Genomic DNA, 14,917 nt, shown 5'->3' with positions numbered 1-14,917 from the left:
ACCCTATTCGCCGAGGCATGCCCGCATGAGCACCAAGACCGCCTGGATCACCGGCGCCACCGCCGGCTTCGGCGCCGCCACGGTGGAACGTTTCGTGGCCGGTGGCTGGCGCGTGGTTGCCAGCGGCCGCCGCGCCGACCGACTGCAAAAGCTGGTGGACGCACACGGCGCCGACAAGGTGCATGCCGTCGCCTTCGACATCCGCGACGAGGCCGCGCTGCGCGCTGCCATCGCCGGCCTGCCGGCAGCGTTCGCCGACATCGACCTGCTGGTGAACAACGCAGGCCTCGCGCTGGGCACGGCAACGGCGCAACAGGCCGATCTCGCGCAGTGGAAGCAGATGATCGACACCAACGTCACCGCACTGGCGACGATGACGCACCTGCTGCTGCCCCGACTGATCGAGCGCCGCGGCGCCATCGTCAACATCAGCTCCATCGCGGGCAGCTACCCGTATCGCGGCGGCAACGTGTACGGCGGCACCAAGGCCTTTGTCAGCCAGTTCTCGCAGAACCTGCGGGTGGATCTGCACGGCACCGGCGTGCGCGTCACCTCGATCGAACCGGGCATGGCCGAAACCGAGTTCACCCTGGTGCGCACCGGTGGAGACCAATCCGCCTCGGACACGCTCTACGCCGGCGCCCATCCCATCGTCGCCGGCGACATCGCCGGTACGATCTGGTGGATCGCCAATTTGCCTGCGCACCTCAACATCAACCGTATCGAAGTGATGCCAGTGAACCAGTCGGCGGCAGGCCTGCAGGTGCATCGCGACTGAAGCAAGCCTGATCCGCAAGCGTGCGCACCGGCGGTCCTGACTACAGGACCCGGCGCCCAAGGTTTCGCTCAGGTACGGGAGGCCGATGCTTCCCCGAAGGTGCAGCTTGTGCGCGCGACCGCGATCAGCCGACCTCGCTCACCGGAGCCCCGTACTCTGCGCCCAGCGCGTGATGATGATCCTTGCCCCAGGCCGCCAACGCGTTCAGCGCCGGCCGCAGACTGCGGCCGAATCCGGTCAACTGGTAAGCCATGTGTTGCCTGCCCGTGTCGCGCGCTGCGCGGCATATCAATCCGTCCGCCTCCAGTTGCCGCAATTGCTGGCTGAGCACCTTGTGTGCCACCTGCGGCATCGCCGCCTGAAAATCGCTGAAACGGTGCTGCCGCGCCGACAGCAGCCACAGGATCATCGGCTTCCACTTGCCGTGGATCAGGCTCAGTGTCACGTCGACGGGACAGGCAAAGGTTTTTTTTTGGCGTGCAGCAGCCATGCGACAGCCTCGTAGCGGCGGTTAGGTAACTTTTCGGTGCGTATCTTTCCGTATGCAGACGGCCGGAGAATGCAAGGCGGTTCCCACGACTCATCCGCGAGGACAAAGCATGATCGTCGAGTACATCCGCTACAAGATTCCTCCATCGGACGCCCCGCGGTTCGAACAGGACTATGCGGAAGCAGGGCGCAGCCTGGATGCTTCCGCGCATTGCCGGGGCTACGAGCTGGCCCGATGCCTGGACGAACCGGGCAGCTACATCCTGCGCATCCAGTGGGATTCGGTGGAAGGCCACATGCAAGGCTTCCGCGGCAGCGTTGAATTTCGCGCGTTCTTCGCGGCGATCAAACCCTACGTCGGCATGATCGAGGAGATGCGCCACTACGGTGTGACGGCGGTGCAGCGGACAGAAGCGCCATGAGCGACGGCAAGGTTCCCACCCTTTGCGATTGGGCCGGCGGCCTGTCCGCGTTGGAGCATCTCACCGACATCTTCTACCAGCGGGTGCCGGACGATCCGCTGCTTGCGCCCTTGTTCGCCCGCATGGACGCGCACCATCCACGTTTTGTGGCGCTGTTCCTGGCCGAAGTCTTAGGTGGCGCGCCGCTCTACAGTCAGGAGCGCGGCGGCCACCGCGCCATGCTGATGAAGCATGTGGGGCGGCACCTGGATGAAGCGCAGCGTGCGCGCTGGATGGCGCTGCTGCTGGAATGCGCCGATGCCGCCGGCCTGCCGGACGATCCGGAATTCCGTTCCGCCTTCGTCGGCTATGTGGAATGGGGTACGCGGCTGGCCGTGCTCAACTCTCGTCTCGATCAGGCACCCACCGATCAGGCACCCATGCCGCACTGGGGCTGGGGCGAGACCGGCGGCCCCTACCTGGGCTGATGCACTCATCGGAGAGAGTGCATCTCATGCCTGATGCACGTCGTGCGTCACAAACGGTTGCTCAGGCGACGGCAGGTCCAACCATCCCGGCTGCATCAGGCTGCGGCGCATGTCGTCGATGCCGCCCTGCCAGTGGCTGCGCATGCTGGCGGCGCTGAACTCGTAATCCCGGTAGTGCCCTTCGCAGGGCCTGTCGCGGTAGATCAGGTGGATCAGGTTCACCAGCGCGCCGCGCGCCTCGCGTTCGGCGCGACGATACGCAGGATCATCACGGCGCTCGGGCGGCACGATCGCCATCAATTCCTTCAACAGGCGCTGGCGGCGGCGGTTCTCGCGCATGTATTCCGTCGTCAGCCGGGTGCGGCTGGAATACTGGATCTCCTTGCTGCGTTCGGCCACGCCGGCGAGGTCCCGCGGCAGTTCACCCTGCGCGCTCCACAGATCGACCTGGAACACCAGCATGTCGCGCTGCGGCCGCTCGGTCAGCACTGCGTACAGCGGCGTGTTGGAGACCACGCCGCCGTCCCACCAGAATTCGCCGTCGATCTCTACCGCGGGAAAGCCCGGCGGCAGCGCGCCGGAGGCCATGAAATGCTCGGGCCGCAGGCGTTCCTTCGTGTTGTCGAAGTAGGCGAAGTTGCCGCTGTGCACGTTCACCGCGCCTACCGACACGCGCATCTCGCGTGCATCGTTGATGCGGTCGAAATCGGCCAGCCGCTCCAGCGTGGCGCGCAGCGGTGCGGTGTCATACCAGCTCGCGGTAGCGGGTGTGGCGTGCGCCTGCAGGAACGGCGGCGGCACGCGCGGACGGAAAAAGCCGGGCTGGCCTTCGACCAATGCACGCCACGCGGCGAGCCCGCTCAAGCCGCTCTGCAACGGCAGCGGCCAATGGCTGGCATCCAGCCATGACGATGCAGGCCATGTCGCCGGTTGGCAGATCGCATCCCAGAACGCATGCAGACGCTCGACGCGGCGATCCGGCGGGTTGCCCGCGATGATCGCCGCATTCAGTGCGCCAATGGAGATGCCGGCAATCCAGTCCGGGCGCAGCTGCGCTTCCTCCAGCGCCTCGACCACGCCAGCCTGGTAGGCACCCAGCGCACCACCGCCCTGCAGCACCAGGGCTACACAGCGATAGTCGCGCGCCACTTGCGCGGCAAGCGACTTCGGCGCCACACCCGCAGCGCTGCTCACTGCATGTACCAGCCGTGGCTCACCACGATGCTCTGCCCGGTCAATGCCGCACTCGGGAAGGTAGCGAGGTAGAGCGCCGTGTGCGCGATGTCCTCGACCGTGGTGAACACGCCGTCCACGGTGTCCTTCAGCATCACGTTCCTGATCACATCGGCTTCGCTGATGCCCAGCTCCTTCGCCTGTTCGGGTATCTGCTTCTCCACCAGCGGCGTGCGCACGAAGCCGGGGCAGATCACGTGCGAGCGCACGTTGTGCGCCGCGCCTTCCTTCGCAAGCGTGCGCGCAAGGCCAAGCAGGCCGTGCTTGGCGGCAACATAGGGTGCCTTGAGCTTCGACGCTTCGTGCGAATGCACCGAACCCATGTAGATCACGATGCCGCCACGATCGCCCTTGTACATGTGGCGCAGCGCGGCACGCGTGGTGAGGAAACCGCCGTCGAGGTGGATCGCCAGCATCTTTTTCCAGTCCGCGTAGCTGAACTGGTCGATGGAATTGATGATCTGCACGCCGGCGTTGGAAATAAGGATGTCCAGATGGCCAAACGCCGCGACCACCTTGTCGGTGCCCGTGTCCACCGCGGTTTCGTCGGTGACGTCCATCGCGACGCCGATGGCCTTGCCGCCCGAGGCGTTGATTTCCGCGGCGACGGCATCCGCCGCCTGCTGGTTGATATCGCAGATCGCCACCGCGGCGCCGTTCTTCGCATACAGCTCGGCAATCGCCTTGCCGAGGCCGCTGGCCGCGCCGGTGATGAGGGCGACTTTGCCGTCGAGACTGCTCATTCGGGGACTCCGTGGTGGGGACCCCCGCATTGTAGGCGCAGCGCGCCATGCTGCCATTGGGCCTTGGTATTGCGGCGAGCCGGAGGACATGATCCGGCGAATGGAGGCTCACTCGGTCGCTGCGACGCGCAACCATGGCAAGGCCAGCGCGCTAGCGCCGAACACCAGCGCAAAGGCCAGCGCAATCCGGATGTCCAGGTGCGCCACACCGAACCAGCGTCCGCTGGCCAACGGCAACGCGGCGCCGGCCAGCATGCGCAGGCCTTCCATCCACCATGCCCAGCGCCGGCCTTCCATCAGCGCGCCGAGCACGCACAGCCCGGCCACCAGCCACGCCGCGTAGAGCAGCAGCGTGGCCAGATCCGCGTGCTCCGTGATGCCCAGGAACTGAGTGACCATCCCTAGCAGCAAGGCGAACTGCAGCAGCACGTAGGATTTCAGCGCCACGCCCATCGGCGGGTCGTAGCGCTCGACGGGCATCGCGAAATCCGGCTTGGGGAAGCGCATCGCCACGTCGTTCGGGCGCCAGCCCGGCGGCTTGATCCATACCAGGAGCTTGTCGCGCCAGCGACGTGCGTGCCATGCATCCTGCATGCTGCGCCAGTACACCTCCGCATTCGCCCACAGCGGATTCCAGCTGCGCAGCGGCGAGCGCGTGCCATATGCCGGCGGATCGGCGGCATCTTCTTCCACGAAGGTGCCGAACAAGCGATCCCACAGGATCAGGATGCCACCGTAGTTCTTGTCGAGGTAGCGGTCGTTCACCGCATGGTGCGCGCGGTGATTGGACGGCGAACAGAACACGCGGTCGAACCAGCCCAGCTGACCGATCTGTTCGGTGTGCACCCAGAACTGGTACAGCAGGTCGATCAGTGCCACCACCACGAACACCTGCACCGGCACACCGAGGATCGCCAGCGGCAGGTAGAAGATCCAGCCCAGCAACGGCCCGCTGCCGGTCTGGCGCAACGCGGTGGAAAGGTTGTAGCGCTCGCTCTGGTGGTGCACCACGTGGGCGGCCCACAGGATGTTCACTTCGTGGCCCAGGCGGTGCAGCCAGTAGTAGCAGAAGTCGTAGGCGAGCAAGGCGCCAACCCAGACCAGCACGCTGTCCGCGGGAAGATGGAACAATGCGAAGCGATTCGCGAACCACGCGTAGATGCCGATGGTCAACAGCTTGGTGAACACTGCCACCAGTTGCGAGATCGCGCCGAGGCCGATGCTGTTGATCGCGTCGTTGCTGGCATACGCATCGCGCCCGCGCAGCCTGGCAACTGCCAGCTCGATCCCGATCAGCAGGAAGAACACCGGCGTCGCCCAGGTGATGATGAGTTCCTGCGTGTTCATGCCCTGCCCTCGCGCTCCACGCCCTGCACTGAACGGGCGATCCACCACAGCGCCAGATAGTACGTCGCCAGCACCCACAGGCTGGCCAGCGGCAGCGGGCCGCGGAAGCGGTCCCAGGCCAGCACGCTGTCGCTCAACATGAACACCAGTGCGCCACGCGCCGCCAGCCGCGCCGAGGCATCGCCACGCAAAGCACGCGCCACTGCCTGACCGCCCATGCCGCACAACACCGCCACGTAGACGATCACAGGCACACGCAGCGGCGCGGCAATCGCACTCCACAACAGGACCAGATTCGCCGTGCCATACGCAAGGCAGGCAAGCAGCGGCCACGCCGGCGTGGCGAAGCGGCTGTCGCCAAGCAAGGCCGCCGTGAAACAGACATGCCCGGCGAGGAACGCCAGCAGCCCCGGCACGAACAAGTCGCCCGGCAGCATCAGGAACACGTCGCCCGCCAAGGAACAGGCGATGCCGGCCAGTACGAAGCGCCGGTAACTCACCGACACCATCGGCCGCGCCTGCCACGCCAGCGCGAAGATCAAGGCAGTGGCCGATGGCTTGGCAAACCAGTGCAGCCACATCCAGTCAGGAGAATGCGGGGCCAACAACGCGCCAGCAATCGCGGCGCATGCGGCAAGCAGCGTGGCAGCGGCAAGCCAATGCAAGGCCGACGCGCCACGCGGCTCACTCATACACGTGCAATTGCCGGAAGATCCAGGCGTAGTAGGAAGCCAGCAGCGCCTTGTCCGGACAGTCGTCGAAACGACCCTGGCAGCGCTCCCGCAACGCAGTAGCGGCGGAGAAATAGGGATCGGCCGGCAGACCCGCAGCCTCGAGCACCATGGTCGGCAGGAAGGCGATATCGAGCGCGGGATAGCTCGGCAGTGGCGGCCCGGAGAAATTGCTCTTGACCATGTAATAGGTGAAGAAGTCGCGCTGCGGCACCAGCGCGGGCGGCAACGTGCGCGCGAGCGGGCGAATCAGGCCGTCGAAGGAGGGCTGATGGTCGCCGAAGTGCACCAGCACGGTGGGCTGCTCGCGGGCGAGGAAATCGTGCTCCAGCCCCTGCATCGCCACGTCGGAATCGTGAAGGCGCCACAGGTAGGTGTCGAAATCCAGCGCGCTTTCGTCCTTGCTGCCCAGACCCTGCACCATGTTTCGCCAGGGCAGCGGCAGCTTGTTCATCGGGTTGTCGTCGTGCGGGCCGTGCTGGTTGATCGTGAGGATCATCACGAACACCGGCTGCCCCGGCTTCTTCACCTTGTCGTATACGCGCTTGGCCGCGGCAAACATCTGTGCATCGGTCTCGTCCCACTCGTCGAGTCCCAGCTCCTCCGCGCCGTAGAGGTGGTCAAAGCCGTAGGCGCGGTATGCGTCGCGGCCATTGAGGAAATCGCTGTTGGTGGGATAGATCGCGATGGTGAGGTAGCCCAGCCGACGCAACAGGTCGGGCAGCGTATCGTGCACGTGCGGCGCCAGCACAAAGGGCGCGTACATGCCGCCCTTGCCGAAGATGTCCTGCGGCAGCCCGGCGTGCACGGCGAACTCGCTGACCCAGGTGCCGCCGCCCCAGGTGTGCGTGCGCAGCAGGCCGGTGCCGCGCGTGCGCGCGTCGGGCTGGAACAGCGCGAACCTGCAGCCCGGCACGGCGCAGGCGGTGTAGATCGAGGGATCGAAGGTGCTTTCCTCCAGCACCTGCACGATATCGGGATATGGCGCCGGCCGCGCACTGGGCTTGGCCTGCTTTTCGACGGCATTCGCGGTGGCAGCCCACTCGCGCTGCGCCGTGGCGTCATCGGACATCGCCGGCATCGCCACGCCGCCGTCGTTGATGTTGATGAAGAAGTTGGTGAGCTGGGCGTCGTCGGAAAGCTTGTCCCAGATGTCGCGGTTATGCAGCCCCGCGAACGGCCCTTCCGGCAGCAAGCACGCGCGGAACGCCACCGCGCACAGCAGCACGCCACCGATGCGCCAGGCCAGCCTGCCCCAGCCGCGCCGTTGCGTGGACAACGGACGATCCAGCCGCCACGCCAGCACCAGCAGCAGCGGCACCAGCAGCAGCACCCCCACGCCCAACAGATACAGGTGCGGATAATGACGCAGCGTGGCAATCAGGCTGGAGCGCGCGTAATAGACGAAATCCGCCGGCATCAACGCCGTCTCGAGGTAGTTCTCCTTGAGGCCGGAGATGAAGCGCAGCGCGAAGAACAACCCACCGCCCAGCAGCAGCGAAAAGGCGAGGCGCAAGGTGGCGCACAACAACGCACCGGTGACGAACAGCATCAACACCAGCACGAACAACTTCTGCAGCGCCTGCGGTTCTGGCCACACCGTCGCCCAGGCGCAACCCACGAAAGCCAGCGCGGCAAACACCCGCACCACGCCATTGCGCGTGAAACGCGACGGAAACCGGATCATGTGGCATGCCCCCTGAAGGCAACCCGGCGGATGCCGGGCCGTCATCTTACGGGGATGGGGGCGGTTACGCGCGGGGACGGGGAACAAGCGTTCAGCCGGACGCTCGCGAACACCATTCGTTTCCGCACCCTGGCTCGCCTGCAGCGGGCTTTCGATCGCCTACCGGCGCTCGAGTCACTTCTCTTTGCTGGCCTGCAAGAGAAAAGTGACTCGGGCAGCGGCAGCGGCTCGAAACCGCCCTGAATCTTGCGGTAGCACGCAAAGAGCAGAAGCACCCTTTACCCCAACCTATCTCCCGCAAGCGGGCGAGAGGAATGAAAGGTTGTCGCGAGCACCCGCCCTCACCCCAACCCTCTCCCCCGATGGAGAGAGGGGCAAGCGCGTCAACCTGACACGCGTGCCGGCAACGCACGCCTCATGCGACGCCTTTCGGCGCGCCGCACGCGCCAAGCCTTGAAGCGCGCCCCAAGGCAGGAGAACACCACGTACAACGCCGGCGTGCTGAGCAGGGTCAAGCTCTGCGAAATCAGCAGGCCGCCGATCAGCGCGATGCCCAGCGGACGACGCAGCTCGCTGCCTTCGCCCAAGCCGACCGCGATGGGCACCGCGGCGAGGATGGCCACCATCGTGGTCATCATGATCGGACGGAAGCGCACCAGGCAGGCTTCATGCGCGGCTTCCAGCGGTGTCTTGCCGTGTTCGCGTTCGGCGACGAGGGCGAAGTCGATCATCATGATCGCGTTCTTCTTCACGATGCCGATCAGCAGCACCAGCGCGATCTGCGCCACTACCGACAGCTCGGTGTCGGTGATCCACAGCGCCATCAGCGCACCCACGCCCGCCGCCGGCAGGGTGGACAGGATGGTCACCGGGTGGATCAGGTTTTCGTACAGCATGCCCAGCACGATGTAGACGGTGAGGATGGCCGCCAGCACCAGCAGGGACATGCCGTTCTGCACCTCGTCGAAACGCCGGAAGTCGCCGCCGAGATTGAGCTTGATGTCACCCGGCATGCGCATGTTCGTCACCGTGGCCTGCACGATGGCCATCGCCTCGCCCATGCTCGCGCCAGGGGCCAGATTGAAGCTCAGATCCATCGTGGTCTGCTGGTTCTCGTGCGAGATCGACGAGGGCGCCAACCCCGGCACCTGCTTGGCCACTGCGGTGATCGGGATCATGGTGCCCGAGCTGGATTTCACGTAGATCTTGTCGAGCGCTTCCGGCGTGGCAGTCTGGTTGGGCAACGCGTTCACCACCACCGAATACTGGTTGATGTCGGAGTAGATGGTGGACACCTGGCGCTGGCCGAAGGCGTCGTACAGCGCGCCGTCGATGGTGCCCAGCGACACGCCCAGCCGCGCCGCAGTGGCGCGGTCGACCACGATGTTCTGGCGCAGGCCCTGCTCGTCCACGTCGCTGCCCACGTCCTGCAGTTTGGGGTTCTTCTTCAGCTCGTTGACCAGCTTGGGCAGCCATGTCTGGAGCTCATCCAGGCTGTCGCTCTGCAGGCCTATCTGGTATTGCGCCCCCTGGCTGGTGCCGCCGCCGCCGGCGCTGGGCAGGTCCTGCAGCGGGCGCAGGCGCAGGTTGAGGTCGGGGTATTTCGTGGCCTTGGCGGTGAGCCGCGCCAGCACCGTGAACATGTCGTCCCTGCGGCCCTGCGCACGGGTCTTGAGGTCGATGTTGAACGAACCGCTGGTGCCTTGGCGACTGCTGCCCAGGCGTGTGCCTACGCTGGCCACGTCGGGGTCGGCCAGGATCATGTCGGTGAAGCGCTGCATGCGATTCACGCTCTGCCCGAAGGACACCGTGGCGCTGGACGTGGCGCGGCCCCAGATCAGGCCGGTGTCCTGCTGCGGGAACAGGCCGGTCTTGACCACGCCGAATAGCAAGAAAGTGAGCACGATCAGCGCCAGCGGCATCAGCGCGAACGCCAGCGCGTGGCGCAGCGAGATGTCCAGCGCACGGCTGTAGATGCGCTGCATGCCGGCGTGGAAGCGATCCAGTGCATGGCCAAGCCGCGACGGCTTTTCCGCCTGGTCGTGTCCGTTGAGGAACAATCCGCACAGCGCGGGCGTGAGCGTGAGCGACACCAGCGCCGACATCACGATGGCCGCCACCAGGGTCACCGCGAAGTCGTGCATGAACATGCCGGTCATACCGCCGGCGAACAGCAGCGGGATGAACACCGCGATCAGCGAGGCGGTAATCGAGACGATGGTGAAGCCGATCTCCTTCGCGCCCGCCAGCGTGGCCTCCATGCGCGTCATGCCGGCGTCGATGTGGCGGATGATGTTCTCGATCACCACGATGGCATCGTCCACCACGAAGCCGATCGCGATCACCAGCGCGAGCAGGGTGAGGTTGTTGAGCGTGAAGCCGAGGATGTACATCACCACGAAGCCGCCGGCCAGCGACAGCGGCACGGTGAGCGCGGCGATCAGGGTGGGCGCCAGCCGGCGCAGGAACAGCGCCATGGTCAGCACCACCATCGCCAGCGAGATCAGCAGCGTGGCCTGCACTTCGTGCAGCGAGGCGCGGATGGTGGCAGTGTCGTCGAAGAATGGCGTCAACTTCGTGCCCGGCTGCAGGTAGTTGCGCAGCAACGGCAGCTGGTCGCGCACCTCGTCCACCGTGGAGATCACGTTGGCGTCGGATTTCTTGAACACGTAGATCAGCAGCGCCGGCTTGCCCTGGAACGAGGCGGACTGGTAGGCGTCCTGCGTGCCCTGGTAGACGTGCGCCACGTCGGACAGACGCACCGGCGTGGAATTCTTCATCGCGATCACCAGGTTCGCGAAGTCGTCCGCGGTGTGCAGTTGGGCGGTGGAGCTGATCGCCATGGTGGTCTTGCCGTTGGACAGGAAGCCCTCCGGCGAGGTGACGTTGGCGGCGGTAAGCGCGTTGCGCAGGTCGTCAGGGGACAGCGCCATCGCGTTCAGCGCGCGCAGGTTCACGTCCACGCGGATCGCCGGCGTGGCGGCGCCGGCGATGTCCACCTCGCTGACACCCTTCAACTGGCGCAGTCGCTGCGCGAGCAGGGTATCGGCGAGGTTGTACAGATCGCCGGCCGATTGCGTCTGCGAAGTCAGCGCGATGGCGATGATGGGGTCGTCGTTCGGGTTGGCCTTCTCGTAGCTGGGCGTCACCCCGGCGGGCAAATCGGGGGTCGCGGCATTGATCGCGGCCTGCACGTCGCGCGCGACGGAATCCAGGTTCACGCCGCCGTCGAACATCATGAAGACGAAGGTACTGCCTTCGGAACTGTGCGAGTTCATCATCTCGATGCCCGGCACCTGGCCGAGGTGCCGCTCCAGCGGCGCAGCCACCGTGGAGGCCATCGTCGTGGCATCCGCACCGGCCTCGCTGGCTTGCACGAAGATCGCGGGAAACTGCATGTCCGGCAGCGCCGACACGCCCAGCAGCATGTAGCAGATCAGGCCGGCGACGAAAACGCCCGCCGCCAACAGCGAGGTGCCGATGGGACGGCGGATGAAGATGCCGGAAATGTTCATGCCCGGCACCGTGTTGGGAAACTTTGGTTCATCGTGTTGCTCAACGTGCGTTCTCTTTGCCCGTCACTCCGGCGAAGGCCGGAGTCCAGTGGCGATACGGTCCGGACAGGCGATGCAGCCACTGGATGACTCGCTACGCTCGCCCCTTCGGGGCCGCCCTGCGTACGTTCTGCGCGCTGCGCGCTTGTCCGCGCCTGCGCCGGAATAAGCGGAAGAACTCACCGCGCACTACCGGCCTGCGCATGCGCCAGCGCACGCCGCTCGCGGCGTGCGCGCAGCCAGTCCTGGAAACGCTCCATGTACAGATAGATCACCGGCGTGGTGTACAGCGTCACCAGCTGCGACAGCAGCAGGCCACCCACGATAGAGACGCCCAGCGGCCGGCGCAGTTCCGCGCCGATGCCATTACCCAGCGCCAGCGGCAGCGCACCAAGCATGGCCGCGGCGGTGGTCATCATGATCGGACGGAAGCGCAACAGGCAGGCGCGGTGGATCGCGGCGCGCGCGTTCATGCCGTTGCGCTGCGCCTCGATCGCGAAGTCGATCATCATGATCGCGTTCTTCTTCACGATGCCGATCAGCAGCACGATGCCGACGATGCCGTCCACGGACAGGTCCATGCCGAACAGGATCAGCGCCAACAACGCGCCGACGCCGGCCGGCGGCAGGGTGGAGATGATCGTCAGCGGGTGGATGTAGCTCTCGTACAGCACGCCCAGCACGATGTAGATCACCACGATGGCGGCGAGCAGCAGCAGCACTTCGTCGCCCAGGCTGTTGGAGAACTCCGCCGCCTTGCCGATGAACTCGCCGCGGAGCGTGGGCGGGAAGTTCAGCTGCGCCTCGACCGCGTGGATCGCGGTCACCGCGTCGGACAGCGAGTAGCCCGGCGCCACGTTGAACGACAGCGTCACCGCCGGCAGCTGCTGCTGGTGGCTGATCACCAGCGGCGCGCTGGTGGCCTGCGCGCTCGCCAGCGCGGACAGCGGGATGGTGCCGCCCGCGCCCACGCTGAAGCCAACGTTGCCGGTGTTGCCGATGCCGGAAGGCGTGGCCGAGTTGCTGGAGGTGAGCTGGCCGAAGCTGGTGGCATTGCTGCCGGTAAGCGCACCGTTGCCGTTGCCACGGACTGTCAACTGATCAAGCAAACCGGTGGTGGAGCGGAACTGCGGCGCCACCTCCAGCACCACGCGGTACTGGTTGAGCTGGGTGAAGATGGTGGAGATCTGGCGCTGGCCGAATGCGTCGTACAGCGTGTCGTCGATGGTCTGCACCGGCACGCCGAGGCGGCTCGCCTTGTCGCGGTCGATGGTGAGCTTGAGCGAGTTGCCCTGGTCGGCCAGGTTGCTGCCCACCTCGGACAGCTCGGGCCGCTGGCGCAACGCCTGGGTCATCGCCGTGGCGTACTTCGCCAGCTCGGCCGATTCGGTATCCGACAATGCGTACTGGTATTCGGTCGCGGACACCGTGCTGTCCAGCGTCACGTCCTGCACCGGCTTGAGGTACAGCGCCACGCCGGGGATGTTGGCCACTTCGTTCTGCAGACGCGGCAGAACCTTGTCCAGCCCGTCGCGCTGGCCGCGATCCTTCAGCACGATGGAGAGCTGTCCCTGGTTGAGCGTGGGATTGATCGTGCCGGCGCCGATGAAGGCGGCCACGCCGCTCACCGCAGGATCCCTGCGCAACGCCTCGGCCACCGCCTGCGTGCGCTGCTCCATCGCCGGGAACGCCACGTTCTGGTCGGCCTCCACCACGCCGGTGATCATGCCGGTGTCCTGCTCGGGCAGCAGGCCTTTGGGAATGGTGATGTAGAGAAACACGGTGACCGCCACCGTGGCCGCCGCCACCAGGATCATCAGCCTCTGGTGGTCGAGCACCCAATCCAGCGACCGCTCGTACACGCCCACGACCCGCGCCCACACGGTGACTTTGCCGGCGGCGAGGTGGCGTTCGTGCGCGTCCTCGCTCTCGGGCAACTGGTCGGGACGCAACAGGTAGGCGCACATCATCGGCGTCAGCGTCAGCGACACCAGCATGGAGATCGCCACCGCGATGGTGAGCACCCAGGCGAACTCGTGGAAAAGGCGGCCGGTGACGCCGGGCATCAGCAGCAGCGGGAGGAATACCGCGATCAGCGACACCGTCAGCGACAGCACGGTGAAGCCGATTTCCTTCGCGCCCAGTTCCGCCGCCTCCTGGCCGCCCTTGCCTTGCTCGATGTAGCGGACGATGTTCTCGATCATCACGATCGCGTCGTCCACCACGAAGCCGGTGGCCACGGTGAGCGCCATCAGCGAGAGGTTGTCCAGCGACATGCTGGTGAAACTCATCACGCCGAACGTGCCGAGCAGCGACAGCGGCACCGCCACGGACGGGATCAGCGTGGCCCACAGCCGGCGCAGGAACACGAAGATCACCGCGACCACGAGGAAGATGGTCAACAGCAAGGTGAACTGCACGTCCTCCACCGAGGCGCGAATGGTGACGGTGCGGTCGGCGAACACGTCGAGATGCACGTCGGCAGGCAGCACCGAGCGCAGTTCAGGGAGGATCGCGCGGATCTGCTTGACCGTCTCGACGATGTTGGCGCCGGGTTGGCGGCGGATGTCCAGCAGCACCGCCGGCTTGCCGTTGGCCCACGCGGCGAGCTGGTCGTCCTCCACGCCATCGACCACGCTGGCCACGTCGGACAGCTTCACCGGCGCGTTGTTCTTGTACGCGATGATGGTGCCCTTGTAGTCGGCGGCATCCGCAAGCTGGTCGTTGGTGCCGATCGAGTAACTCTGGGTCTTGCCGTTCAGGGTGCCCTTGGGCGCGTTGACGTTGGCCTGGGTGAGCGCGCTGCGCACGTCCTCCAGCGTGAGTCCGAGGTTGGCGAGCTGCGCCGGGTTCACCTGGATGCGCACCGCGGGGCGCACGTTGCCGGCGATCGACACCAGGCCTACGCCCGGCACCTGCGACAGCTTCTGCGCGAGGATGGAGTCGGCGAAGTCGTTGACATCGCGCAGCGGCCGGCTGTCCGACTGCAGCGACAGCGTGAGGATCGGCGCGTCGGCCGGGTTCACCCGGTTGTAGATCGGCGGGTACGGCAGGTTGCTGGGCAGCACGCCGCGCGCCTGGTTGATCGCGGACTGCACGTCCTGCGCGGCCACGTCGATGTCGCGGTTCATGGCGAACTGCAGCACGATGGTGGACAGGCCCGCCGACGAGTCCGAACTCATCATGGTGAGGCCGGAGATCTGCCCCAGCTGGCGTTCCAGCGGCGTGGTGACCAGCACCGCCATGGTGCTGGCGCTGGCGCCCGGATATTGCGTGGTCACCACCAGGCTGGGCGCCTCGATCTCGGGCAGCGCCGATACCGGCAGCTGGCGATAGCCAAGGATGCCGAGCAGCAGGATCGCCACCATCAGGAGCGAGGTGGCGATCGGGCGGCGGATGAAGAGCGTCGAGAATCCCATGGGTATCCGTGCTGCTGTCGGGTGGCGTCCTGCTCGCCGGGGCACGC

At 66.1% G+C, this 14,917-nt stretch carries 11 protein-coding genes; 3 read left to right on the top strand and 8 right to left on the bottom strand.

Annotated elements, in window-relative coordinates; translation table 11 throughout:
• The first annotated feature begins 25 nt into the window (after positions 1 to 25).
• Entirely contained in the window at positions 26 to 778 is a 753-nt protein-coding gene (locus IHE49_RS17530) for an SDR family NAD(P)-dependent oxidoreductase (protein ID WP_192160356.1), read from the top strand.
• A gap of 124 nt (positions 779 to 902) precedes the next feature.
• Here the strand turns inward: IHE49_RS17530 and IHE49_RS17525 are convergent, their stop codons facing one another.
• On the bottom strand, positions 903 to 1,268 hold the full coding sequence (locus IHE49_RS17525) for a helix-turn-helix domain-containing protein (RefSeq protein WP_192160354.1): 366 nt from the start codon (positions 1,266 to 1,268) through the stop codon (positions 903 to 905).
• 109 nt (positions 1,269 to 1,377) lie between these two features.
• Between IHE49_RS17525 and IHE49_RS17520 the strand changes: the two genes are divergently transcribed.
• Entirely contained in the window at positions 1,378 to 1,689 is a 312-nt protein-coding gene (locus IHE49_RS17520; RefSeq protein ID WP_192160351.1) for an antibiotic biosynthesis monooxygenase family protein, read from the top strand.
• A complete protein-coding gene (locus tag IHE49_RS17515; protein WP_192160349.1) occupies positions 1,686 to 2,156 on the top strand; it encodes a group II truncated hemoglobin in 471 nt (156 codons plus the stop codon). The genes IHE49_RS17520 and IHE49_RS17515 overlap by 4 nt, the downstream gene beginning before the upstream one ends.
• 24 nt (positions 2,157 to 2,180) lie before the next feature.
• Here the strand turns inward: IHE49_RS17515 and IHE49_RS17510 are convergent, their stop codons facing one another.
• From IHE49_RS17510 to IHE49_RS17480, 7 genes are all read right to left on the bottom strand, one after another.
• Positions 2,181 to 3,350, bottom strand: coding sequence for a patatin-like phospholipase family protein (locus IHE49_RS17510; RefSeq protein ID WP_343227600.1), 1,170 nt, complete (start codon positions 3,348 to 3,350; stop codon positions 2,181 to 2,183).
• On the bottom strand, positions 3,347 to 4,132 hold the full coding sequence (locus tag IHE49_RS17505; RefSeq protein ID WP_192160347.1) for a 3-hydroxybutyrate dehydrogenase: 786 nt from the start codon (positions 4,130 to 4,132) through the stop codon (positions 3,347 to 3,349). The genes IHE49_RS17510 and IHE49_RS17505 overlap by 4 nt, the downstream gene beginning before the upstream one ends.
• Positions 4,133 to 4,240: 108 nt before the next feature.
• A complete protein-coding gene (locus IHE49_RS17500; RefSeq protein WP_192160345.1) occupies positions 4,241 to 5,479 on the bottom strand; it encodes a sterol desaturase family protein in 1,239 nt (412 codons plus the stop codon).
• The gene (locus IHE49_RS17495; RefSeq protein ID WP_192160343.1) at positions 5,476 to 6,171 is read right to left on the bottom strand and encodes a lysoplasmalogenase; all 696 of its coding nucleotides are present in this window, start codon (positions 6,169 to 6,171) and stop codon (positions 5,476 to 5,478) included. The genes IHE49_RS17500 and IHE49_RS17495 overlap by 4 nt, the downstream gene beginning before the upstream one ends.
• Positions 6,164 to 7,897 (bottom strand): sulfatase-like hydrolase/transferase, encoded by a 1,734-nt coding sequence (locus IHE49_RS17490; protein ID WP_192160341.1) that lies wholly within the window; start codon positions 7,895 to 7,897, stop codon positions 6,164 to 6,166. Before IHE49_RS17490 ends, IHE49_RS17495 begins: the two co-directional genes overlap by 8 nt.
• Before the next feature lie 383 nt (positions 7,898 to 8,280).
• Complete coding sequence (locus IHE49_RS17485; RefSeq protein ID WP_192160339.1) at positions 8,281 to 11,412, bottom strand: efflux RND transporter permease subunit; 3,132 nt, start codon at positions 11,410 to 11,412, stop codon at positions 8,281 to 8,283.
• A gap of 218 nt (positions 11,413 to 11,630) precedes the next feature.
• A complete protein-coding gene (locus tag IHE49_RS17480; protein WP_192160336.1) occupies positions 11,631 to 14,870 on the bottom strand; it encodes an efflux RND transporter permease subunit in 3,240 nt (1,079 codons plus the stop codon).
• Between the last annotated feature and the right edge of the window lie 47 nt (positions 14,871 to 14,917).

This window comes from Rhodanobacter sp. 7MK24, from assembly GCF_014842995.1.
Classification (GTDB): Bacteria; Pseudomonadota; Gammaproteobacteria; order Xanthomonadales; family Rhodanobacteraceae; genus Rhodanobacter_A.
The sequence above is the reverse complement of the archived record's forward strand: the minus strand, read 5'-3'. Positions and strand labels throughout refer to the sequence as shown.